Raw genomic sequence first — 22,253 nt, 5'->3', positions numbered from 1 at the left:
CGGTCCGGGCACGCAGCCGTCCGCGGTAAGTACCGCGCTTGAGTATCTGTACGGATGTCCCGCGGATGATCTCGCTCCTAGCGTCCTCTGCCATGGATCACGCGAGGAGCCTGTGGGCCGGTGCGGGGACGGCTGCGGGGACGGTCGAGGCGGACCTGGAGCAGGAGCTGGCCGAGGCGAGGCTGGCCGAGGCGGCGCGGGCCGCCGTCCAGCGGCGGGCGGAGCGCAGACTGAGGGCCATCAGGGCGGTGGCGGTCGGTGCGGTGTGGCTGGGCGCCGGGCTGACCCTGATGTTCCTCCCCATGATCACGATGTCCGCCGGGTCCGAGTGCGGCATGGGCGACACCCGCTTCATCTGCACCGACACCGGTCAGGACACGATCGTCTTCCTCGCCGTCTACACCTCGCTGGTCGCCGCGCTGGCCGGCACCTGGGGCGCCTTCTCCCAGCGCGTGCTCGGCCGCGTGGTGTGGGGCGCCGCGCTCGTGGCGCTCGGCATCGCCTGGCTGATCAACCTGCTGATCATCGGCGGGTAGCGCGCGTCACGCGGTGGCGGGGACGACGGTCGCCCCCGCCGCGGGCCCCGTGGCCACCCGTACGGCACGGCAGGTGCCGGAGGCGGCCAGGGCCTTCGCGACGGCGGCCGCCGCCTCCGCGTCCTCGGCGAGAAAGGCGCAGGTCGGGCCCGAGCCGGACACCAGCGCGGCGAGCGCGCCCGCGTCGGTGCCCGCGCGCAGCGTGTCGGCCAGGGCGGGCCGCAGCGACAGCGCGGCGGCCTGGAGGTCGTTGGTCACGGCGGCGGCGAGCGCGCTCGCGTCCGCCGTGCGCAGCGCCTCCAGGAGCGCTGCGGACGGCTCGGGGTCCGGTACGTCGTCCACCGTGGCCCCCTGGCCGTCGGCGGCGCGCAGCCGGTCGCACTCGCGGTAGACGGCGGGGGTGGACAGGCCGCCCTCGGCGACGGCGAACGCCCAGTGGAACGTGGAGCCGGTCTCCAGCGGGGTCAGCAGCTCACCCCGCCCGCGGCCCAGGGCCGCGCCGCCCACCAGGCTGAACGGCACGTCGCTGCCCAGCTCGGCGCAGATCTCCAGCAGCTCGGCGCGCGACGCCGCCGTCCCCCACAGCGCGTCGCACGCCACCAGCGCCCCGGCGGCGTCCGCGCTGCCGCCCGCCATGCCGCCCGCGACGGGAATGTCCTTGGCGATGTGCAGATGGACCCGCGGCTCGACGCCGTGGCGCGCGGCCAGCGCGAGGGCGGCGCGGGTGGCGAGGTTGGTGCGGTCCAGCGGCACGTGGTGCGCGTCCGCGCCGGAGACGGTGATCCGCAGCTCGTCGGCCGGGGTGGCCGTCACCTCGTCGTACAGCCCCACGGCCAGGAAGACATTCGCCAGGTCGTGGAAGCCGTCCGGCCTGAGGCCGCCCACCGCGAGCTGGACATTGACCTTCGCGGGCACGCGGGCGGTCACGGATCGGGTCACGGCTGGTTTCTCCTCGGCGGGTCCGGCTACGACGGCGCCCCCATTGTCGCGCCTGCGGCGAGCCCGTCCCCTACCCGCCCCTTCCCGAACCATGGGGCTCCGCCCCCTGGACCCCGGAGGCGTCCGGGGGGCGGAGCCCCATGGTTCGGGGGCAGGGCCCCAGGACCGCACCCCCGCAGGGGCGTGGCGCGGCCCCCTGCGGGGCCGGGACGCAGCCCGCAGTGCTCGGGGCACAACCCCCGGCCCGGCGGGGGGCGGGGCACCGGGCCGGGGCGCCGCCCCGCGGGGGCAGCAGGGGCCGGGCACAGCCCCGGCGGGTCCGGGGCGCAGCGCCCGGGAGGGAATCCGGGGCACGACTCAGCGGGTCCGGGCGCAGCCTCCGGTGCCCCGGGCACCACCCCGAGCGGGGCCGCGGCGCCAGGCCGGGGGACCCGACAGGGGCGGGGCCGGGGCAGGGAGGCCCGGCAGGGGCCGGGGCCGGGGGGTGGCTCGCCGGGCTGGGTGCGCCACCCCGTGCGCGGGCCCCGGGGCACAGACCCGGCAGCGGGGTCCGGGGCGCAGACCCGGCAGCGGGGAGGGGCGGGGTGGGGGAATTACGCCGCCGCCGGGCCCCGCTCCGCGATCGCCGCGAACTGCTCGACCGTGAGGGCCTCGCCCCGGGCCTGGGGGGATACGCCGGCCGATGTGAGGGCGGCCTCGGCCGCCGCCGCGGAGCCGGCCCAGCCCGCGAGGGCCGCGCGGAGCGTCTTGCGGCGCTGCGCGAAGGCCGCGTCGATCACCGCGAAGACCTGCTCCTTGGTGGCGGTGGTGCGCGGCGCGGGGCGGCGGACGAGGGAGACGAGGCCGGAGTCGACGTTCGGCGCGGGCCAGAAGACGTTGCGGCCGATCGCCCCGGCGCGCTTGACGTCCGCGTACCAGGCGGCCTTGACCGACGGCACGCCGTACACCTTGGAGCCGGGCGCCGCCGCCAGCCGGTCGGCGACCTCCGCCTGGACCATGACGAGGGTCCGCTCGATGGTGGGGAAGCGGTCGAGCATGTGCAGCAGCACCGGGACCGCGACGTTGTACGGGAGGTTGGCGACCAGCGCGGTGGGCGCGGGGCCGGGCAGCTCCGTGACGCGCAGGGCGTCGGAGTGGACGAGCTCGAAGCGGTCCGCGCGGCCGGGCAGCCGGGCCTGGACGGTCGCGGGGAGCGCGGCCGCGAGGACGTCGTCGATCTCGACGGCCGTGACCCGGTCCGCGGCCTCCAGCAGGGCCAGGGTCAGCGAGCCGAGCCCGGGGCCGACCTCGACGACCACGTCGTCGGGCCGGACGTCGGCGGTCCGGACGATCCGGCGGACGGTGTTGGCGTCGATGACGAAGTTCTGACCGCGCTGTTTGGTGGGGCGCACGCCGAGCCGGGCGGCCAGTTCGCGGATGTCGGCGGGGCCGAGCAGGACATCGGAGTGGGTGGAGCTCACCGGTGAAGCTTACGGCCCCTTGCGGGGGCTATTGGTTCAGCCGCTGGCCGCACTGCGGCCAGGGGCTCGCGCCCCGCTGGACGTACAGCTTCTTCGCGCGGTAGGTCTGCTCGTCCGCGGGCGCGTTCTGCGGGCTCCCCTGCCCGCCCAGGTCGTGCCAGGTGCCCTGGTCGAGCTGGTAGAGCCCGCCGTAGCGGCCCGTGCCGTCGACCGCGTCCGCCCGGCCGCCGGACTCGCAGCGCGCCATGGCCTGCCAGTTCAGCCCCTCCGCGCCGGCCACGGACTGCGGCAGCCGGGGCTTGGTGCCGACGCGGACGACGCGCGCCACGGGCTCCCGCACCACGCGGGTCTTCAGCTTCCGGGGCCGCTGCCGGACGCCGTTGACGGTGCGCACCAGGTAGGTGGTCCGCTCGAGGCCGGGCTCGCCCGCTACGGCCACCAGCTCGGCGCCCTGGAGGACGGTGGGGTCCGCGCGCCGGACGGTCGGGAAGGGGATGTCCCGTTCGCGTACCTCCTCGCGGCCGCTGATCCGCATGACCGAGACGGTCTGCCCGTCGCGCGGAAAGCTCTCCAGGGCCACGGAGGTGGTGTCCTGGCCGCGGAGGGTGATCGCGGTCTCCGCGAGGGCGTCGGCGACGGTGGCCGCGTTGGTGCGGACGGTGTGCTCGCGCCCGTCGGCCATGAAGGTGACGGTGCGTTCGGTCCGTACGTCCAGGTCCAGGCCGCGCCGCGAGATCGCGGCGGAGCGCGACGCGGACAGATAGGCGCCCTCGGCGCGCACCCCGAGCTGGCGCAGCGCGCCGTCCACGGTGCCGGCCGTGGTCCACACCCGGCGGCGCTCGCCGTCGAGGGTGAGGGTGACCGGGCGGCCGTAGCGGACGGCGATCCGGTCGCCGCTGACGAGGTCCTGCCCGGGCTCGGGGGCGACGAGGTCGTGGGCGCCGATCTCCACGCCCTCGTCGGCGAGCAGCTCCTCGACGTCCTCGGCGTAGGTGTGCAGGGTGCGGGGGCGGCCGTCGACGCTGAGCCGTACCGCCTTGTCCTGGGCCACGAAGGCGGAGGTGCCGCCCGCCAGCGCGGCGACGACCAGCGCCTGGGGCAGCAGCCGACGCAGCTGCTCGGGCCGGGCGGCCCGCTGCCTGCGGCGCCCGGCCCGGCGGGCGGCGGCCCGGCCGCCCGCGCCGCGGTGGCCGCCCGCGGCCCGGCGGCGGCCTCCCTGCGTACGGCTCACGACAACACTCCGGAAACACTCCACAAGTCCACTGGTCAGGGCATGAGTTCCGGGACTGTAGCGGAGCCGCGACGACTCTCCAAAGCGGTACGATTACTGTACGTGACGCCCTTCCCCGGGCTCTCCGGCCCCGGAAACCGGCGCGCGATAGCCGAAAACCCGCGCGGTATTGGCCGCGACGGCGGCCGCGAGGGTGTCCTCGGTGACGCCCTTGACCTCCGCCATGGCCCGCAGGGTGAGCGGAATGAGGTACGGGGCGTTAGGCCGTCCGCGGTACGGGGCCGGGGTGAGGAAGGGCGCGTCGGTCTCCACCAGCAGCAGGTCGAGCGGGGCGACGGCGAGGGCCTTGCGCAGCGGGGTGGCGTTCTTGAAGGTGACGTTGCCCGCGAAGGACATGTAGTAGCCATGGGCCGCGCAGATCTTCGCCATGGCGGCGTCGCCGGAGTAGCAGTGGAAGACGACGGTCTCGGGCGGGCCCTCCTCGGCCAGCACCCGCAGCACGTCCTCGTGCGCCTCCCGGTCGTGGATGACCAGCGCCTTGCCGTACCGCTTGGCGATGGCGATGTGACCGCGGAAGGACCGTTCCTGGGCGGCGATGCCCTCGGGGCCGGTGCGGAAGTAGTCGAGGCCGGTCTCGCCGACGCCCCGCACCTGCGGCAGCGCGGCGAGGGCCGCGATCTCCTCGAGGGCGGCGTCCAGGGCCGCCTCGCCGCCGGGCTCCCGCGCGCCCTGCCGGGACCGGCCGTCGCGGGGGGCCTGGGGGGCTTGCCCCCCAGAAGGAGGGGTCCCGTGGACGATGCGCGGCGCCTCGTTGGGGTGCAGGGCCACGGTGGCCCATACGTTCTCGTGGGCCTCGGCCGTCTCCGCCGCCCAGCGCGACCCGGCGAGGTCGCAGCCCACCTGGATGAGGGTGGTCACGCCGACCGAGGCGGCCTTGGCCAGTGCCTCCTCGACGGTGCCGGACTGCATGTCCAGGTGGGTGTGCGAATCGGCGACCGGCACCCGCAGCGGCTCGGGGAGCGGCGGCGGGGCGTCCTTTTCCTTTTGTGCGCTTTGTGCGCTGTTCTTGGTGGCGTTGCCGCCGGGGGTCGTTGTGTTCTGCGCCATGAGCGCGATTCTATGAATGCTCGGGGGAGCCAGGAAAATCCGGAAATCCGGGGGAATCCAAAGAATCGCGCCCCGGAGGCGCTCATTCGAATATGGTCCGGCTCATATGCGTGTGACCGGACTCACCACCGGCGATTCACTTCCGGTGATTCTGGAACGGGTGCAGCAGATCCGACAGATGCCAGTGGTGCCCACGGCGCTGCCGCTCCTCCCGTGGGGCCTGCGCGGCCGACGCGCCGTCGGACGCCTCGCCGTCCGCGCCGGCCGCCCGCCGGCCGCGCCGCCGGGGCTGCCCGGTCAGGCTCCGCAGGGCCGTCGACACCTGGCCCGACCTCATGATGCGCACGAGGTCGGCGCCGCAGTTGTGGCAGTTGGGGCTGGTCAGCGGGGACCGTACGCGCAGGCCGTCGGTGAAGTAGACGACAAACGCCCTCCCCTCGGCGTCCACGTGGTGCTCGATGTCGTACGACTGCTCCCAGCCGTGCCCGCACTTCATGCACGCGAAGGCGTACGCCTCATGGGCGACCTCCCCGTCCGTCGCGTCGGTGGTGGTGTGGGCTATCGGGCGAACGCCGCTCGAGGTACCCGCAATTTCGCTCATGGCAACTCCTCTTGTCCGCAGGACAAGTCTTCCGGGACTGGACGTCCCACCTCTAGTGGACGCCTTTAAGAGCCCGAGCGCAGCTGCCCTTCCACCTCTTGAATGAGATTTGGCGGCCGGATGCCCCAAAGCCCCCGCCACCCGGCCTAACCTTTGCTTTTCAGCCTTTCCCTTTACCTTCGCCGGGATCCGATCGTGCCGCGTTCTTTGCCGCCACGACGGCGTCGAACACATCCCTCTTGGGCACCCCGGCCTCCTGCGCGACCGCCGCGATGGCCTCCTTGCGGCGCTCCCCGGCCTCCTCGCGGACCGCGACCCGGCGGGCCAGCTCGGCCGGACCGGCCTCGTCAGGACCCGCCTCGGCGGCGCCCTCGACCACCACCGTGATCTCGCCGCGTACGCCCTCGGCCGCCCAGGCCGCCAGCTCCTTCAGCGGGCCGCGCCTGACCTCCTCGTAGGTCTTGGTCAGCTCGCGGCACACGGCGGCCCGCCGGTCCGCGCCGAACACCTCGGCCATGGCGGCCAGCGTGGCGTCCAGGCGGTGCGGGGCCTCGAAGTACACCAGCGTGCGGCGCTCGGCCGCGACCTCGCGCAGCCGCCCCAGCCGCTCGCCCGGCTTGCGCGGCAGAAAGCCCTCGAAGCAGAAGCGGTCCACCGGCAGCCCGGAGAGCGCGAGCGCGGTGAGCACGGCGGAGGGCCCGGGCACCGCGGTGACCGTGATGCCTTGCTCGACGGCGGCGGCGACCAGGCGGAAGCCGGGGTCGGAGACGGACGGCATGCCCGCGTCGGTGACCAGCAGCACCCGCGCGCCACCCGCCAGCGCCTCCACCAGTTCGGGCGTACGGGCCGCCTCGTTGCCCTCGAAGTAGGACACCACCCGGCCGCGCGGCTGCACGTCCAGCGCCTGGGTGAGGCGGCGCAGCCGCCGGGTGTCCTCGGCGGCCACCACGTCGGCGGCCGCGAGCTCGGCGACCAGCCGCGGGGGCGCGTCCCGCGTGTCGCCGATGGGGGTCCCTGCCAGTACCAGCGTTCCTGTCACGCGTTCCATCCTCGCAGCCCGCCCGCCGGGCCCCGGAAAACTTGACGGCGAACCCCGACCGCAGCCCCGTCCGCGGCCCCGTCGTCAGGCCCCGCGTCCCCGGCCGGACGACTTGGCTCGCCACTCCCACAGTCCCCTTCCCTACGATGGGCCGGGTGACGAGTGACACCGCGACCCACGCCCAGCCGGGCCGAGCCGCCGGCCAGCATCCGCCTGCCTGGCAGCGGCGGCTGCGCCGCTTCGGATACGCGGGCCGTCCGCGGTCGGACGTACGGGAGCGGCTGGTGCCCCCATACGCACAGCCGGGGACGCGGCTGTGGGAGGCCCTGGGCGCGGCCCCGCCGGCGGCGGCGCGGATCGCCCGCTGGACCGGCTGGGGCGGTCCGCTGCTGGTCGCGCTGTTCGCCGGGCTGCTGCGTTTCTGGCGCCTCGACAGCCCGCGCAAGGTCATATTCGACGAGACGTACTACGCCAAGGACGCCTGGGCCCTGCTCCGGCTCGGCTACGAGGGCACCTGGCCGAAAAACGCCAACGCCAAGATCATCGGGGATCCCCAGCAGATCCCGCTGAGCGACGCCGCCGGGTATGTCGTCCACCCGCCGGTGGGCAAGTGGGTCATCGCGGTCGGCGAGCAGCTCTTCGGCCTGACGCCCTTCGGCTGGCGGTTCATGGTCGCCCTGCTCGGCACGGCGTCGGTGCTCATGCTGTGCCGGATCGGACGGCGGCTGTTCCGGTCCACCTTCCTGGGGTGCCTGGCGGGCGTGCTGCTGGCGGTGGACGGCCTGCACTTCGTGATGAGCCGCACCGCGCTGCTCGACCTCGTCGTCATGTTCTTCGTGCTGGCCGCCTTCGGCTGTCTGCTGGTCGACCGCGACCAGGCACGGGCGCGGCTCGCCGCCGCCCTGCCGGTCGACCCCGACGGCACCGCCCGCCCCGACGCGGAGGTCGCGGCGCGGCTGAAGCTGGGCCTGCGGCCGTGGCGGATCGCGGCCGGGGTGTGCCTGGGGCTCGCGGCCGGCACCAAGTGGAACGGCCTGTACGTGCTGGCGGCCTTCGGTGTGATGACGGTCCTGTGGGACATGGGCGCCCGCCGCACGGCCGGCGCGCGCAAGCCCTTCCGCTCGGTGCTGCGCCGCGACACCCTGTGGGCCTTCCTGGCGACCGTCCCTGTGGCGCTGGTCACCTACCTCGCCACCTGGTGGGGCTGGTTCACCTCCAGCGGCAGCTACAGCCGCAAGACCGGCTGGACCCACAGCGGCTACTTCCGGCACTGGGCCGAGACGCCGAAGTCGCAGGGCGGCGGCGGCTACAGCGACCAGGGCTTCTGGGCCTGGCTGAACCCGCTGCGCAGCCTGTGGCACTACGAGACCGAGGTCTACGAGTTCCACGTGGGCCTGCACGAGCCGCACATCTACCAGTCCAACCCGTGGAGCTGGCTGGTCCAGTCCCGCCCGGTCTCCTACTTCTACGAGTCCCCGTCCGCCGGGGAGGCCGGCTGCCCCAAGGACGCGACCGAGAAGTGCGCGCGCGAGGTGCTGGCGCTGGGCACCCCGCTGCTGTGGTGGGCGGCCTGCTTCGCGGTGGCGTATCTGCTGTTCCGCTGGGCGCTGCGGCGGGACTGGCGGGCGGGCGCGATCCTGTGCGGCCTGGCCGCGGGCTATCTGCCGTGGTTCCTGTACCAGGAGCGCACGATCTTCTCTTTCTACGCCGTGGTCTTCGTGCCGTTCCTGTGCCTGGCGGTGGCGATGATGGTCGGCGCGATCCTGGGGCCGCCGGGGGCGACGGAGAACCGGCGGGTGATCGGCACGGTCGGCGCGGGTGTGCTGGTGCTGCTCATCATCTGGAATTTCATCTACTTCTTCCCCCTCTACACAGGTCAGACGCTGCCGATGGACCAATGGCGGGCCAGAATCTGGCTCGACACCTGGATCTGACGGGCCAGTCGGGGGCCGGGGCCGCGTCCGCGATGCCGGTAGAGTGCCCCGGACCACGCCCGCCATCGAGCGGTGGAGGGCTTCGAAGGACTGTGGGGGTTCTGCAATGCGGAGTGGCGCGAGAGCCGCGGTCATCGGTGCGGTGTTCGCCGCCATGGTCGGGGTCGCCGGTTGCGGCAGCGGTGAGAGCGGCTCGACCGGTTCGAAGGAGGGCGCGGACACCGGGGCCGGGGACGAGAAGCCGGTGGTCAAGAAGGTGAAGACCGGCCCGCCCAGCGCGGCCGAGGTCAAGACCACGGCCGAGGACTTCCTGGCCGCCTGGTCCGCCGGACAGACCGCGAAGGCCGCCGCCCTCACGGACGACGACAAGGCCGCCACCGCCGCGCTCACCGCCTACCGTGACAAGGCCCACATCGGAAAGGTGACGCTGGCCGCGGGGCAGCGCACCGACCGTACGGTGCCGTTCACGGTCAACGCCCAGATCTCCTACGGCGGGCGGCAGGTCCCCTGGACGTATGAATCCGCGCTCACCGTGACCCGCGACACCACCACCGGGGCGGCGGTCGTCGACTGGAAGCCGTCGGTGGTGCACCCGAAGCTGGGGGCCGGGGACGCCCTCAAGACGGGCCCGGCCGGCACGCCCCCGATCAAGGCCGTCGACCGCGAAGGCGCCGAGCTGACGGCCGCCGACCACCCGACGCTCAAGGCGATCCTGGACGGCCTGCGGGAGCGGTACGGCAAGAAGGCCGGCGGCACGCCGGGCGTGGAGACCTGGATCTCCCGCGCCAAGGGCTCCAAGTCCGCCGACGAGACGCTGAAGGTGCTCTCCAAGGGCAAGGCCGGCACGCTCCACACGACGATCGACGCGAAGCTTCAGGCCACGGCGGAGCAGGCGGTGAACAAGCGGCCCAAGGCCTCGGTGGTGGCGGTCAAGCCGAGCACCGGCGAGGTGCTCGCGGTCGCCAACTCCCCCGCCCAGGGGTTCAACACCGCCTTCCAGGGGTCGTACGCGCCGGGCTCGACCATGAAGGTCATCACCTCGGCGCTGCTGATCGACAAGGGCCTCGCGGGCTACGGCAAGCCGCACCCGTGCCCGAAGTACTTCTCGTACGGCGGCTGGAAGTTCCAGAACGACAAAAAGTTCGAGATCAAGGGCGGCCGGTTCGAGCAGAGTTTCGCCCGCTCCTGCAACACGGCCTTCATCAGCCAGGCCCCCGAGCTGGCCGACGACGACCTCACCAAGGAGGCCCGGGACGTCTTCGGCATCGGGCTGAACTGGCAGACCGGCATCGCCTCCTTCGACGGCGCGGTGCCGGTGCAGACCGCCGCCTCCAAGGGCGCCTCGCTGATCGGGCAGGGCGGGGTGCGGATGAACCCGCTCAACATGGCGTCGGTCTCGGCGACCGTCGCCAGCGGCACCTTCCGCCAGCCCTACCTGGTCTCCCCCTCGCTGGACAACCGGACCCTGGCCAAGGCCCCCCGCGCCCTGAAGCCGGGCACCCGGCAGCAGCTCAAGAGCCTGATGAAGCTGACCGCCACCGCGGGCACCGCCGCCCAGGCGATGTCCGGGATGAGCGGTGACTTCGGCGCCAAGACCGGCTCGGCCGAGGTCGACGGACAGAAGGAGCCCAACGGCTGGTTCACCGCCTACCGCGGCGACCTCGCGGCGGCGGCCGTGGTCCCGGCGGGCGGCCACGGCGGTGACTCCGCGGGACCGATCGTGGCCTCGGTGCTGCGCGCGGGCTGAGACCGCAACGGACGACCGGACGCGGCGTCGGCAGGGCCTTCGGGCCCGTGTCGGCGCCGCGTCGGCGTTTTCCCGGGGGTGTCCGGCGCGTGTCGGTGGTGCGTCGGTGGTGCGTCGGCGGCCCGGACCAGCATCGGGGCTGTCCGATCACCACTGACGGGGAGTCACCATGCGCCACGAGAAGCGTCGCCAGAGCGTGCTGATCTCGGGGGCCGGCATCGCCGGGCCCGCGCTCGCCTACTGGCTGGACCGGTACGGGTACGAGGTCACCGTCGTCGAGCAGTTCGCCGGGCCGCGTCCCGGCGGGCACGCGGTCGACGTCCGCGGCCCCGCGCTCGAGGTGGCCCGCCGCATGGGCGTCCTGGACCGGATCCGCGACCGCCGCACCGGACTGCGGGGGATGTCGGCGGTCGACGCCGAGGGCCGGGAGCTGTTCCGCACCACCGAGCGCACCCTCAGCGGCGGCGACCTCGACAGCCCCGACATCGAGATCCTGCGCGACGAACTCGCCGCGATCGTCACCGACGCGGGCGGCGCCGGGATCGAGTACGTCCACGGCGACTCCATCGACCGGCTGGAGCAGGACGCGGAGGCGGTGCGGGTCGTCTTCCGCGGCGGGGCGCGGCGCGCCTTCGACCTGGTCGTGGGCGCCGACGGGGTGCACTCCCACACCCGCGGGCTGGTCTTCGGGCCCGAGGAGGACTTTCTCCATCACCTCGGGACCTCCACGGCCGTGTGGACGGCGCCCAACTACCTGGACCTGGACCGCTGGCAGATCGTCCACCGGATGCCGGGCAGGCTGTGGGGCGCGCTCGTGATGAGCGTGCGCTGCAACCAAGAGGTCCGCGTCCACGTCGGCTTCGACTGGGACGAGCCCCCGGCCGAGTCCGTGGCCCGCGACCCGCGGGAGCAGAAGCGCCTGATCGCCGGGCAGTTCGAGGGGTCCGGGTGGGAGCTGCCGCGGCTGCTGGAGTACATGTGGGGCGCCCCGGACTTCCACTACGACTCCATGGCCCAGATCCGCATGGACTCCTGGTCCCTCGGCCGGGTGGCGCTGCTCGGCGACGCGGGCTACTGCGGCTCGCCCTTGTCCGGCCAGGGCACCAGCATGGCCCTGGTCGGCGCGTACGTCCTGGCGGGCGAGCTCAGGGCCGCGGACGGCGACCACGAGGCCGCGTTCGCGGCGTACGAGCGGGAACTGCGCGCGTACGTGACCGCCAACCAGGACCTCGCGCTGACCAACAAGGCCGTGATGGACGCCCGGGACGCGGCGGAGCTGGGCGAGGCGGAGGCGCGGGAGTTCGCCGACGAGCTCGGGGCGGGCGAGGACGTCACCAACTCCTACGCGGTCAGGGACTACTGACGGTACGGGCGGTCCAGCCACCCCGGCCTCCCTTGGGTTGAGGCAGAATATGAGACCGTCGTCACTCAAGGGGGGCTCGTTGCGGATCGACGTTGACGTGTGCGGTGATGTGCGGGGAGCGCGGCGGCCGGGCGCCGCCCAGGCGCCCGCCGGAGCGGAAGAGGGGCGGCGGCCGTGACGCTCCTGCCCGCCGCGGCCGCCTCACGGGCGGTGCTCATCGGCACCAGCCGCTACGACCACCTGGAGCAGCTCCCGCAGGTGGCACACAACCTGCGCGCGCTGGCCGCCACCCTGTGCGCCCCGCAGTCCTGGGGGCTGGCCGCCGAACACTGCACCGTGATCGAGAACCCCCAGGACGCGGTCGAGGTCCTGGACGCCGTCCGGGCCGCGGCCGAGGAGGCCACCGACACCCTGCTGGTGTACTTCGCGGGCCACGGCCTGGTGGAGCCGCGCCGCGGGGAGCTGGTGCTCAGCCTCGCCGGGTCGCTGCGGCAGCGGTCCTACACGGGGCTGCCGTACGGCACGCTGCGCGATGTCATGTCCGACGGCCCGGCGGGCCGGCGGGTGATGCTGCTCGACTGCTGCCTCAGCGGTGAGACGCCCGGCTATGTCGATGGCGTCGAGGCGGTCATGGAGCGCGCGGCGGTCGACGGCGCCTGTCTGCTGGCCGCCGTCCCCGACAGCAGCTTCGCGTTCGCCCCGCCCGGCGAGACCCACACCGCCTTCACCGGCGAGCTGCTCAGGCTGCTGGGCGACGGGGTGCCGGGCGGGCCGGAGCTGCTCGACCTGGACACGGTTTACGCGCAGGTGTACGCGGCGCTGGGCGCGAAGGGGCGCCCGCTGCCGCACAGGCGCGACCGCCGCGGCATGGCGGGCGGCCTGGCCCTGGCGCGCAACGCGGCCCCCGCCCAGCCCGTCTACGGCCCGACGCCCCCGTCGTACGCGCCCGCCGGCGCTCCCCCGCCGCCGTCCACCCCGCCCCCGCCACCGCCCGGCTGGCCGCCGGCGGCCGCCCCGGCCCCCGGCGGCGGCGGGCCGGGAAACCGCCGGATCCTGGTGCGCTCCGCGGTGGCGGCGGTGGTCGTCGGCGGCCTGCTGGCCGCCGGCATCCCGCTGGTGAACGGCTGGATGGAGGACGACTCCCCCAAGAAGGACGACGCGAAGCCGTCGCCGACGGCCACGGGCTCCCCGAAGCCCCTCCCGGGCCCGGTGTACAACGCCGCGACCAAGAGCGTCGTCAATCCGTCGAAGGCCAGGGGCGGCACGCTGAAGTTCGTCGGCAGGAACGACGCCGACTACTGGGATCCGCAGCGCACCTATTACGGATACGCCTGGAACTTCTCCCGCTACTTCACCCGCCAGCTGGTCACCTACGCCCCCAAGCCCGACAAGGGCGGCACCGAGCTGGTCCCGGACCTCGCGGCGAGCAGGGCCGAGGTGAGCGACGACGGCAAGACGTACACCTACACCCTGCGCTCCGGGCTCACCTGGGAAGACGGCTCGGGTATCACCTCCGAGGACATCAAATACGGCATCGAGCGGGCCTGGGCCACCGATGTACTCCCCGGCGGCCCGAGCTATCTCCGGCAGGTCCTCGACCCCGACGGAAAGTACAAGGGCCCCTACAAGGACGACAAGGGCCTCGAAACCATCGAAACCCCTGACGCGAAAACCATCGTCTTCCATCTGGCCGAGCCGAACAGCGACTTCGAGCAGATGCTGGCGATGCCGACCGGCTCGCCCGTGCCGAGTGCGAAGGACACCAAGGCCAAGTACACGGAGCGCCCGTTCTCCTCCGGGCCGTACAAGTTCGGCTCGTACAAGCCGGGCGCGTCGCTGGAGCTGGTCCGCAACGGGGAATGGAACCAGACCTCCGACCCGGTCCGCACCGCCCTGCCCGACCGGATCACGGTCGACATCGTCCCGGACGACAACGCCAGGAGCCAGCGGCTCCTCGCGGGCAGCTACGACCTGGACCTCGAACCGGCCTCGCTCTCCAAGGCGGCCATCGCCAAGGCCCAGACCAGCACGCTCAAGGACCGCCTGGACGACCCGTACACCTGGGGCATCCGCTATCTGGCCCTGCCACGGACCGTCAAACCGCTGAACAACATCCACTGCCGCAAGGCGATCGTCTACGCCACGGACCGGCGGTCCGTGCAGACAGCCCTTGGCGGCCCCGCCACCGGTGAGATCGCCACGAACATGCTCCCGCCGGGCATCGAGGGGGCGAACCCCACCGACGATCCGTACGGCGTCCTGGAGAACGGCGGAAGGCCCGATGCCGCCGAGGCGAAGAAGGAGCTGGCGGCCTGCGGCAAGCCGGGCGGCTTCCGGACCACCATCCCGGTGCGCGCCAGCAGCCCTGACGACCTCTCCGCCGCCGAGGCGCTCCAGCAGTCGCTGTCGTCCGTCGGGATCACGATCACCATCGAGCGGATCGAACTCAGCAACTACTACACGGCCGTGGGCACGCCGTCGACCGTCAAGAAGAGGGGCTACGGCATCATCCTCGGGCGCTGGCTGCCCGACTTCCCGTCCGGCCAGGGATTTCTCCAGCCCCTGGTCGACGGCCGCTTCATCCCGAGCTCGGGCAATGTCAACCTCGCCCAGCTGGATGACGAATCCATCAACGGCCTCTTCGACAAGGCGATCGCCGAGCAGGACCGCAAGGAGATCAGGGACACCTACCGTCAGATCAACCGGAGGGTCTCCGACGCCGCCGGCTATGTCCCCCTGGTCTTCCAGAAGAACTACACCTGGCGCGGCTCCCGGCTGACCAACGTCTACACCAGCCACATCTATGCGGGCAGTTACGACTTCGCGTCGCTGGGGGTCGCGCGTTAGCCCCGTCACTCCCCCCTGAAGGCGTCCCACAGGCCCAGGTTGCTGGTCAGCAGGCCGCCGTCCACGGGGAGGGTGACGCCGGTGATCCAGGCGGCGTCGGTGGAGGCCAGGAAGGTGATGGCGGCGGCGATGTCCGCGGGTTCGCCGACGCGGCCCAGGGGGTAGACGCGGGCGGCGCGGTCGAGGACGTCCTCACGGCCGTCCCAGTTGGGGGTGCGGACGGTGCCGGGGGCGACGAGGTTGACGCGGACGCCGCGGCGGGCGGCGTGCCCGGCGAGGGTGCGGGTGAGGCTGGCCAGGCCCGCCTTGGCGGCGCTGTAGGCGTGGTTGCCGAAGTCCTGCTCGCCGTTGACCGAGCCGACGTTGACGATCGCGCCCCGGCCGCCCGCCGCCGCCAGGTGGGGCAGCGCGGCGCGGGCGCAGCGGAAGGCGCCGGTGAGGGTGATGTCGAGGTCCTGGTGCCACCCGTCGTCCGGCTGGTCCTCGAACAGCGGGGTGTCGGGGGTGCAGGACAGGGCGTTGTTGACGAGTACGTCGAGCGCGCCGAAGCGCTCCACGGCGTGCGCGACGGCGGCCTCCACCGCCGTACGGTCGGCGACGTCGCAGGCCAGCGACTCGGCCTCGGCTCCGTCGGCCCGTATCGCCGCGGCGGCCTTCGCGGCCCGCTCGCCGTCGAGATCGGTGATCAGCACCCGGGCGCCCTCGGCGGCGAAGCGGCGGGCGGTGGCCTCGCCGATGCCGCGGCCCGCTCCGGTGAGTACGACCGAATAGCCCTCGAACCGCCGCAACTTCCGCCCCTTCCGCCGAGCACCTCGACGCGCCACGCCCGGTGGCGGGGCGCCGTCATGGTCACTGCCCGGCCGGGGGCGTGCGCAGTCATCCCGGTGGCGCCGGGGGCGGTGCCGGGCGCTCGGGGCGGCTCGCCCTGACCCGTTCCAGCGCGGCCAGCAGATCGGCCTGGCCGACCCGACCCCGCCCCGTCAGCAGCGCCTCCGCCGCCGCGTCGATCACCGCGCGGCGGATGTCCCGCCCGGTGACCTCGCCGACCGCGGCGAGCGCCTCCGGGGAGACGTCGCCGGCCTGGGGCAGCGTCCCGGGCAGATGGCGGCGCCAGATCGCGGCGCGGGCCGCCTCGTCGGGGCGCGGGAAGCGGACGTGCCAGACGCGGCTGTCGAAGGCGGTGTCGTAGCTGGACACCAGATTGGTGGCGAACACCGCGAGGCCCTCGAACCGGTCGAGCGCGGTGAGCAGTTCGCTGCGCATGGCGTTCACCGCGTGCTCGGAGCCGTGGCCGGCGGTCTCGAAGCGGGCGGACATCAACCCGTCCGCCTCGTCGAGGAAGAGCACCGCGCCCTGGGCCGCGGCGGCGTGGAAAAGCGCGTCCAGGTTCTTGGGGCCTTCCCCGTGGTACTTGCTCTCCAGCTGCGAGGCGCGGGCGGCGAGCAGGGGGCGGCCCAGGCGGTCCGCGATGGCGTGGGCGGCCATCGTCTTGCCCGTGCCGGGCGGGCCTTCGAGGTTCACCGCCGAGCTGGGGTGCGGCTGGATGGTCCGCAGCCCCCAGTCGTCGAACAGGGTCCGGCGCCGCTCCACGATGTGGATCGCGCGCAGCAGTTGCTCCATCGTCCGGCCGGGGAGCACCAGCCGGTCGAAGGTGTACAGCGGGGCGCCGGCCGTGAAGTCCTGCGCGCGCTCCGCCACCGAGGGGCTGTCCGCCGCCACCGCCTCCGTCCTGGTCTGTGCGGGTGGCCGGTTGGTGACGGTGACGGTGAGCGGCTCCGGTCCGTGGTGGCCGCCGAAGGCGTCCACGGCGGCGATCAGCCGGCTGCGCAGCAGGGCCGCCTCGACCTCGTCGGTGCCGCCGGGGATGCCGCTGACCGCGAAGGCGGGGCGCGGCGTCGGCCCGCCGGGCCATCCGGGGTGGCTCTCGGGCCTGCTGTTCCACTTCACTGCGGTCCTCCTCTCGCCGCGTGGACGGCGGTGGTCGGCATGTGGTCGGCGGTCAGCCCCACACGGCGACCTGGTGCGTCCGGTGGGCGCCGCGCACCCGCTCGTCGGCCCGCTCGCCCTTGACGCGGCGGCTCTCCACGAACTGCTCGCGAGCGGTGTCGAACACGCCCTGGATGTAGCTGACCTTGCCGTCGCGGATGGACTCCGCGACGGTGACGCAGCGCAGGTCGGTGTCGAGCTGGAGCCGCTCGCTGCGGGCCCGGAACCAGTCGGCGAGGTATTCGATGGTCACGATCACGACGTAGACCACCGCGACGGCGCCCAGCCCGCCGAGCCCGAGGAGGACGGTCGCCAGCAGACTCAGCACGGTCACGCCCCTCCCTGGAAGACGATCAGGTCCGCGTCGCCGAAGGCGGCCGCCAGCTCCTCGTCCAGGCGCTGGGCCCGGCAGACCCAGACCGGCGCATCGGCCTGCTCGGCGCGGTGCAGCGGGGTGCCGTCGGCGTCCAGGTAGAAGGTCTGGACGAGGTATTCGCGGCCCCTGCGCCGCCGGAGCACCGCGCCCCCCGCCGCCTCCGGCACCGTGGCGCGGTTGCGCACCAGGAAGGCCACCACGTCGGAGTAGCCGAGGACCGGGTGGCGCGGCAGCCGCTTGGCGACGAGGCCGCTCCTGGCCTCGTCGACCCGCTCGCCCAGTTCCACGAGCCGGACGATCCGGCGGAGCATCCGGTCGGCGGTGTCCAGCAGCCGGTCGCCCTGCGCCGCCGCGCCTGTCACCCCGCCCGCGGCCCCGCCCGGCACCGCGCCCGTCAGCCCGCCGGGCGCCCTGCTCGTCGTCCCGCGCCTCACCCCGCGCGGCGTCCCCCGGACCGCCTGATCGTCGGACATGTGTGTCTCCCCCCGGCTCCCCGGACCCCCGCACCCCGCGGGGGCCTGTCTCGATGCTCCTCGCCGCGCCTGTCACTCTTCGTCCCCCGGGAGGGCGGGTAATCGCGCCCTCCCTTGTCGTCCTCCGATACGACAGAGCCCGGCTCGGATGGGACGGAATCCGACGCGCCGCACCGGGCCGGCCGGGCCGGTCACCGCTCGGCCGTGAGCCTCCGGGGCGGGTGCGCGCCCAGCGCGTTGAGCCTGCGCAGCAGCAGGTCGGGGTTGGTGTGCCGAGAGCATACGAACATCGCGAACATCATCCGGACGTCGGCGGGCTTCGAACTGATCCCGCAGGCCGTCATCGCCCGGTCGATCTGCGTCTTGACCGTCGAGACCTTCACGTTCAGCGCGGCCGCGGTCTCCTCGTACGAGTAGCCGTCCGCGTACCACTCCAGCACCCGGACCTGGCCCTCGCTCAGGCCCGCCGCCCAGTCGGAGAACACCACGGGCTCGCGGGGCGGCGCCTGTTCGGCCGACGCGGCCATGTAGAGCGCGTCCAGCAGGGTGAGCTGGCCGAGACCGGCCTGGACGCACTGCTGCCGGAACTCGGACAGGTCCTTGCAGTACTGGTCCTCCTGGACGCCCAGCTCCTCCAGGATCCACGGCACGCGCCCGCCCCGCGCCGTCTTGAACAGCACCTCGGCGAGATACGGCGGGAGGGTCAGCCCGCACTCGCGCACCGCCGTCTCCAGGGCGTCGGCCAGGTGGGGCTTGAGCCAGTCCGGGTGGTAGCGGGCGTCCCAGACCGCGTTGGCCAGCACGGCGGGCCCCACCGTCTTGCCGAACACCGCCTTCGCCCCGCACACCCAGGGGGCCACTCGCTGGCGCCACTGCTCGGCGGCGGTGCAGACGACGACGTCGGAGCGGCGCACCAGTTCGGCGAACTCCTCGGCCGTCGCCACGCCCATCAGGTCGGCCACGCACACGTCGTACTCCGCGCCGCTGATGCGCAGCTTTCTGACCGAGTCGACCTCGCTGACCACGGTGAGCCTGGGGTCGTCGTTCAGCGCCTCCACCAGGCCGCGTCTGGTCATCTCGTGGTCCTCGACCACCGCCACCTGGAGTGGCTGCCGGTCGTCCCGTTCCGCTTCGAACGCCATGCGGATGCCCCCTTGTTCTGCTCGCTCGACATGTGCGCTACGCCTTCTTCCGGGCGGGCGACGCGATCGGGAGGGTGAGCGTCACCTGCGTGAGCCCGCTGACCGACCGCACCCGCAGCGCCCCGCCCCGCTCCCGCAGCAGCCGCTCGTGGACCGCGAGCGACCGCATCCGGGCGACCCCGCCCGCCAGCACCTCGGGCGGGAACCCGGCGCCGTGGTCGGTGACCACCAGCTCCACGCGCTCCGGAGCGGGGATCACATCCACATGCAGCACCGCGTCGTGCACCCCCGCACTGCGCGGCACATTGATCAGCAGCGCCCGCAGGGCGGGCTCCAGCAGCTCCACCTCGGCGGGCTGGATCCGGGCCGCCGCCTCGACCACGCGGTCGGGGATGATGGGCTCCACGGTCAGCAGGTCGTTGGTGGCCAGCGCGACCTGCCGGTGCACCATGCCGATCAGCGGCACCGACTCGCTGAACCGCCCGGTGGCGATGAAGGTGGCCAGCCGCTCCCGGGCCACCACCGCGGACCTGCGCAGCGAGTCGAGCTGCCCGGGGTCGGTGATGTCGACCCGCTGGAAGGCGTTGAGGGTGTGCCCGAGGTGGTTGTGCAGCTCGATGGCGAGCAGCCGCCGCTGTTCCTGCTCGTGCAGCTGGAGACTCATGTCGCCGAGGTCGGCGGAGAGTTGCAGCAGGAAGATGCCGCCGCGCCGGATGAGATAGGCCAGCGCCCCATAGCCGGTGAGCCCGATCAGCACATCGGGGTGGCCCAGCGCCGACGGGTCGCCCAGCGCGATGACCGCGGCGTACGAGGCGGCGATGGCGGCCGTGCCCCCGACGAGCACGCGCAGCCGCTGGCCGAGGGCCGAGCCGACGCCCGCGCCGGAGATCTGCTCGGTGGTCAGGACCAGCAGCGGGGCCATGTCGGCCGCCCGGTTCTGCCCCACGACCAGGGCGCAGGCCCATAAGAAGACGACGGCGGAGCCCAGTTCGACGGCCGCCGCGGTGGAGTCGTACACCGTCGGCCCCTGCGCCGCCGTTCCGCCGGGCGGCGCCGTCCCGGCGGGCGGTGCCGCGTCCGGTTCCCCTCCGGCGTCCCGCGTGAGCAGGCGCCGGTGGTTGCGGAAGATGTGCTGGGCGAACCACAGGGACTCGGCCAGCACCGCGAGCAGCAGCACCAGCGCCCGCCCGGCGTGCCGGGTGTGCCCGGCGATGCCGGGCACGGTCACGGCCAGCTGGATGCCGTGCATCAGCCGGAAGATCAGCAGGATGCGGAGCATCTGCCATTCCATGTCGCGCCACGCCAGCCGGTGCCGATGGACCGACGGCCCGGCGCCCGGCCGCGCCCGCCGGTACGAGACCTTCACACCGGGCGCACGACGCCCCTCCTCCGGCCGCGAAGGCGACCGTCCCCGTCGCTGAACCACGCGGTTCCCCCGCTTCCCCCGAACCCCCCTGCTCCCGGCGGTCACACCGCCCGCGAGGGCGCCGACCAGCCGGAAGGCCTTCCAGTGTGGGGATGCAAGAGCCGCTGGCATAGGGACCCTTGGCCCCTGGAACCCGCTTGTGCGGGCGCTGGACGGCGCATGGGGTCAGCAGGGGGCGTACGGCGCGCTCACCGCGCGCCGGTGACACCTCCGCTCACTGATCGCGCCGGTGCACACCGACGACGGCGATGGCGGCCGCGGCCACCGCCCACACCGCGTACACGGTCCAGGCTCCGCCGACCGTCCACGGGTAGTGCAGCGGGCGGTAATCAGTGGTCACCAACCGACGCCACGCCTGGTAGAGCGTGTCGTGGGAGGCGGTCGCCGACCAGTGGCGGCCGTCGGTGAACACCATCGGCAGCACCAGGAGAACCAGGACAGAGGCGATCATGGTGCCCGCTGTCTGCCGGACGACCGTGCCCAGCGCCAGGCCGACGAGCGCGCACAGCGGCGCGAGGAGCGCGGACGCCACCACGACACGCAGCGCGCCGGGGTCGCCGAGCGAGACGCCCGCGCCCCGCTGGTCGAGGATCGCCTGGGTCGCGGCGAACGAGACCCCCGCGACGAAGGCGCCGAACACGGCCGCGACCACCGCGACCACCACCGCCTTGGCCGCCATCACCGAACGCCGCGCCGGAACGGCCGCGAACGTCGTACGGATGGTGCCCGACGCGTACTCCCCCACGATCGCCATGGCACCGAGGGCGCCGAGGGCGAGCATCATGACGATGGCGGAATTGGTGGTGAACGCCTCATCCAGCGGCATCCCGGCCCGGACGAAGCCCTCCGGGCCGTCCGGGTTCTGCTGACCCCAGTAGCGGTAGGTGTCATAGGCGGTGCCGACGTTGAACGCGACGACGGCCAGGGCGGTCGCCCCGTAGCCGAACCAGGTCGAGCGCAGCGACCGTAGCTTGATCCACTCGGCGGCGATCAGATCGCCGAACCGGGGGCGGGGCTCGGCGGCATGCAGGTACACAGCGGTCGCGGTCATCGGGACTCCCCCGTGAGGTACTGGACGCTGTCTGCGGTGAGTTCCATGAACGCCTCTTCCAGCGAGGCGGACCGGGCGCTGAGGTGGTGCAGCGGAACGCCGTTGGCCTGCGCGAGCTCCCCGATCCGGGCCGCGCCCAGACCGGTCACGGTCAGCAGCTCGCCGTCCGTGCGCACCGCCGCGCCCTCGGCCGTGAGCAGGTCCCGCAGGACGCCCGCGGCGGGCGTGCGCACCTCGACGCTCTGCCGGGTGCCGCGGGCCGAGAACTCCTCGAGGCTCTCCGCCGCGATCAGCTCGCCCCGGCCGATGACGATCAACTGATCGGCGGTGTGCTCCATCTCGGACATCAGATGGCTGGAGACGAACACGGTGCGCCCCTCGGCGGCCAGCCCCCGGAACAGCTCGCGCACCCACTTCACGCCCTCCGGGTCCAGTCCGTTGAGCGGCTCGTCGAAGAGCAGCACCGGCGCGTCGCCGAGCAGCGCGGACGCGATGCCGAGCCGCTGCTTCATGCCGAGCGAGAAGCCGCCGATGCGGCGCCGGGCGACCTTGGCGAGGCCGACCTGCTCCAGCACCTCGTCGACCCGGCGCCGCGGGATGCGGTTGCCGCGCGCCAGGGCGGACAGATGCGCCACCGCGCTGCGTCCGCCGTGCACCTCCTGCGCGTCCAGCAGCGAGCCGACGTGGCGCAGCCCGCGGGGGCGGGAGGCGAAGGGGCGGCCCTCGACGGTGACGGTGCCGCCGGTGGGCTCGTGCAGGCCGAGGATCATCCGCAGCGTGGTGCTCTTGCCCGCGCCGTTCGGCCCCAGGAACCCGGTCACCTGGCCGGGATCCACGGTGAAGGTCAGGTCCTTGACGGCCGTCGTGCCGCCGTATCGCTTGGTGAGTTGGTTGACTTCGATCACGGTGGCAACGGTGCCCGTGGACGGCCCCGCGCGTCGTCGGCCCAGCGCCGACAATCGCCGGGCGCCGTTGTCGACCCTGGTTGTACAGCC

Annotated in this window: 19 protein-coding genes; 5 read left to right on the top strand and 14 right to left on the bottom strand. The window is 73.5% G+C overall.

Annotation, left to right across the window (positions count from 1 at the left end):
• Positions 1-92 precede the first annotated feature (92 nt).
• Positions 93-536 carry a hypothetical protein gene (locus ACH4S9_RS09240; protein ID WP_398370871.1) on the top strand — a complete coding sequence of 148 codons (444 nt, stop codon included), beginning with the start codon at positions 93-95 and terminating at the stop codon, positions 534-536.
• 6 nt (positions 537-542) lie between these two features.
• On the opposite strand, the gene ACH4S9_RS09235 is transcribed toward ACH4S9_RS09240, so the two are convergent.
• The 6 genes from ACH4S9_RS09235 to rsmI form a co-directional block, all read right to left on the bottom strand.
• Positions 543-1,475: a 4-(cytidine 5'-diphospho)-2-C-methyl-D-erythritol kinase gene (locus ACH4S9_RS09235; protein ID WP_311726351.1), complete on the bottom strand. Its 933-nt coding sequence runs from the start codon at positions 1,473-1,475 to the stop codon at positions 543-545.
• Positions 1,476-2,068: 593 nt separating this feature from the next.
• Positions 2,069-2,935, bottom strand: a complete 867-nt coding sequence (gene rsmA, locus ACH4S9_RS09230) for a 16S rRNA (adenine(1518)-N(6)/adenine(1519)-N(6))-dimethyltransferase RsmA (RefSeq protein ID WP_398370868.1) — start codon at positions 2,933-2,935, stop codon at positions 2,069-2,071.
• Positions 2,936-2,963: 28 nt separating this feature from the next.
• Complete coding sequence (locus ACH4S9_RS09225; protein WP_398370866.1) at positions 2,964-4,166, bottom strand: ubiquitin-like domain-containing protein; 1,203 nt, start codon at positions 4,164-4,166, stop codon at positions 2,964-2,966.
• A 93-nt stretch (positions 4,167-4,259) separates the two neighbouring features.
• Positions 4,260-5,273, bottom strand: a complete 1,014-nt coding sequence (locus tag ACH4S9_RS09220; protein WP_398370864.1) for a TatD family hydrolase — start codon at positions 5,271-5,273, stop codon at positions 4,260-4,262.
• A gap of 136 nt (positions 5,274-5,409) precedes the next feature.
• The gene (locus tag ACH4S9_RS09215) at positions 5,410-5,874 is read right to left on the bottom strand and encodes a hypothetical protein (protein WP_311726355.1); all 465 of its coding nucleotides are present in this window, start codon (positions 5,872-5,874) and stop codon (positions 5,410-5,412) included.
• 160 nt (positions 5,875-6,034) lie between these two features.
• Positions 6,035-6,913, bottom strand: coding sequence for a 16S rRNA (cytidine(1402)-2'-O)-methyltransferase (gene rsmI, locus ACH4S9_RS09210; protein WP_398370861.1), 879 nt, complete (start codon positions 6,911-6,913; stop codon positions 6,035-6,037).
• Between the two features lie 146 nt (positions 6,914-7,059).
• Here rsmI and ACH4S9_RS09205 point away from each other — a divergent pair, with 146 nt between their 5' ends.
• The 4 genes from ACH4S9_RS09205 (at position 7,060) to ACH4S9_RS09190 (ending at position 14,804) form a co-directional block, all read left to right on the top strand.
• Positions 7,060-8,847, top strand: a complete 1,788-nt coding sequence (locus ACH4S9_RS09205; protein WP_398370859.1) for a dolichyl-phosphate-mannose--protein mannosyltransferase — start codon at positions 7,060-7,062, stop codon at positions 8,845-8,847.
• A gap of 106 nt (positions 8,848-8,953) precedes the next feature.
• On the top strand, positions 8,954-10,594 hold the full coding sequence (locus ACH4S9_RS09200; protein ID WP_398370857.1) for a penicillin-binding transpeptidase domain-containing protein: 1,641 nt from the start codon (positions 8,954-8,956) through the stop codon (positions 10,592-10,594).
• Between the two features lie 169 nt (positions 10,595-10,763).
• On the top strand, positions 10,764-11,957 hold the full coding sequence (locus ACH4S9_RS09195) for an FAD-dependent monooxygenase (protein ID WP_385348685.1): 1,194 nt from the start codon (positions 10,764-10,766) through the stop codon (positions 11,955-11,957).
• Positions 11,958-12,131: 174 nt separating this feature from the next.
• Complete coding sequence (locus ACH4S9_RS09190; RefSeq protein WP_398370854.1) at positions 12,132-14,804, top strand: ABC transporter substrate-binding protein; 2,673 nt, start codon at positions 12,132-12,134, stop codon at positions 14,802-14,804.
• A 5-nt stretch (positions 14,805-14,809) separates the two neighbouring features.
• Here the strand turns inward: ACH4S9_RS09190 and ACH4S9_RS09185 are convergent, their stop codons facing one another.
• From ACH4S9_RS09185 to ACH4S9_RS09150, 8 genes are all read right to left on the bottom strand, one after another.
• On the bottom strand, positions 14,810-15,592 hold the full coding sequence (locus tag ACH4S9_RS09185) for an SDR family NAD(P)-dependent oxidoreductase (RefSeq protein WP_398370852.1): 783 nt from the start codon (positions 15,590-15,592) through the stop codon (positions 14,810-14,812).
• A gap of 88 nt (positions 15,593-15,680) precedes the next feature.
• Positions 15,681-16,751, bottom strand: coding sequence for an ATP-binding protein (locus tag ACH4S9_RS09180; protein ID WP_398370850.1), 1,071 nt, complete (start codon positions 16,749-16,751; stop codon positions 15,681-15,683).
• 52 nt (positions 16,752-16,803) lie between these two features.
• Positions 16,804-17,124 carry a hypothetical protein gene (locus ACH4S9_RS09175; protein WP_311726364.1) on the bottom strand — a complete coding sequence of 107 codons (321 nt, stop codon included), beginning with the start codon at positions 17,122-17,124 and terminating at the stop codon, positions 16,804-16,806.
• The gene (locus ACH4S9_RS09170) at positions 17,121-17,639 is read right to left on the bottom strand and encodes a hypothetical protein (RefSeq protein WP_398370848.1); all 519 of its coding nucleotides are present in this window, start codon (positions 17,637-17,639) and stop codon (positions 17,121-17,123) included. The genes ACH4S9_RS09175 and ACH4S9_RS09170 overlap by 4 nt, the downstream gene beginning before the upstream one ends.
• Positions 17,640-17,830: 191 nt before the next feature.
• The gene (locus ACH4S9_RS09165; protein WP_311726366.1) at positions 17,831-18,781 is read right to left on the bottom strand and encodes a sigma factor-like helix-turn-helix DNA-binding protein; all 951 of its coding nucleotides are present in this window, start codon (positions 18,779-18,781) and stop codon (positions 17,831-17,833) included.
• Between the two features lie 37 nt (positions 18,782-18,818).
• Positions 18,819-20,060 (bottom strand): hypothetical protein, encoded by a 1,242-nt coding sequence (locus ACH4S9_RS09160; RefSeq protein ID WP_361183034.1) that lies wholly within the window; start codon positions 20,058-20,060, stop codon positions 18,819-18,821.
• A gap of 361 nt (positions 20,061-20,421) precedes the next feature.
• Positions 20,422-21,258 carry an ABC transporter permease gene (locus tag ACH4S9_RS09155; RefSeq protein WP_385348669.1) on the bottom strand — a complete coding sequence of 279 codons (837 nt, stop codon included), beginning with the start codon at positions 21,256-21,258 and terminating at the stop codon, positions 20,422-20,424.
• On the bottom strand, positions 21,255-22,163 hold the full coding sequence (locus tag ACH4S9_RS09150; protein WP_385348666.1) for an ABC transporter ATP-binding protein: 909 nt from the start codon (positions 22,161-22,163) through the stop codon (positions 21,255-21,257). The genes ACH4S9_RS09155 and ACH4S9_RS09150 overlap by 4 nt, the downstream gene beginning before the upstream one ends.
• Between the last annotated feature and the right edge of the window lie 90 nt (positions 22,164-22,253).

This window comes from Streptomyces sp. NPDC021225 (assembly GCF_044332865.1).
Classification (GTDB): domain Bacteria; phylum Actinomycetota; class Actinomycetes; order Streptomycetales; family Streptomycetaceae; genus Streptomyces.
The sequence above is the reverse complement of the archived record's forward strand: the minus strand, read 5'-3'. Positions and strand labels throughout refer to the sequence as shown.

What these genes read in the sequence shown, in the direction of transcription:
- ACH4S9_RS09170 (WP_398370848.1), bottom strand. Translation starts at nt 17,639, where the DNA reads ATGTCCGACGATCAGGCGGTCCGGGGGACGCCGCGCGGGGTGAGGCGC.
- ACH4S9_RS09240 (WP_398370871.1), top strand. Translation starts at nt 93, where the DNA reads ATGGATCACGCGAGGAGCCTGTGGGCCGGTGCGGGGACGGCTGCGGGG.
- ACH4S9_RS09155 (WP_385348669.1), bottom strand. Translation starts at nt 21,258, where the DNA reads ATGACCGCGACCGCTGTGTACCTGCATGCCGCCGAGCCCCGCCCCCGG.
- ACH4S9_RS09165 (WP_311726366.1), bottom strand. Translation starts at nt 18,781, where the DNA reads ATGGCGTTCGAAGCGGAACGGGACGACCGGCAGCCACTCCAGGTGGCG.
- ACH4S9_RS09205 (WP_398370859.1), top strand. Translation starts at nt 7,060, where the DNA reads ATGGGCCGGGTGACGAGTGACACCGCGACCCACGCCCAGCCGGGCCGA.
- ACH4S9_RS09220 (WP_398370864.1), bottom strand. Translation starts at nt 5,273, where the DNA reads ATGGCGCAGAACACAACGACCCCCGGCGGCAACGCCACCAAGAACAGC.
- ACH4S9_RS09195 (WP_385348685.1), top strand. Translation starts at nt 10,764, where the DNA reads ATGCGCCACGAGAAGCGTCGCCAGAGCGTGCTGATCTCGGGGGCCGGC.
- ACH4S9_RS09215 (WP_311726355.1), bottom strand. Translation starts at nt 5,874, where the DNA reads ATGAGCGAAATTGCGGGTACCTCGAGCGGCGTTCGCCCGATAGCCCAC.
- ACH4S9_RS09160 (WP_361183034.1), bottom strand. Translation starts at nt 20,060, where the DNA reads ATGCTCCGCATCCTGCTGATCTTCCGGCTGATGCACGGCATCCAGCTG.
- ACH4S9_RS09200 (WP_398370857.1), top strand. Translation starts at nt 8,954, where the DNA reads ATGCGGAGTGGCGCGAGAGCCGCGGTCATCGGTGCGGTGTTCGCCGCC.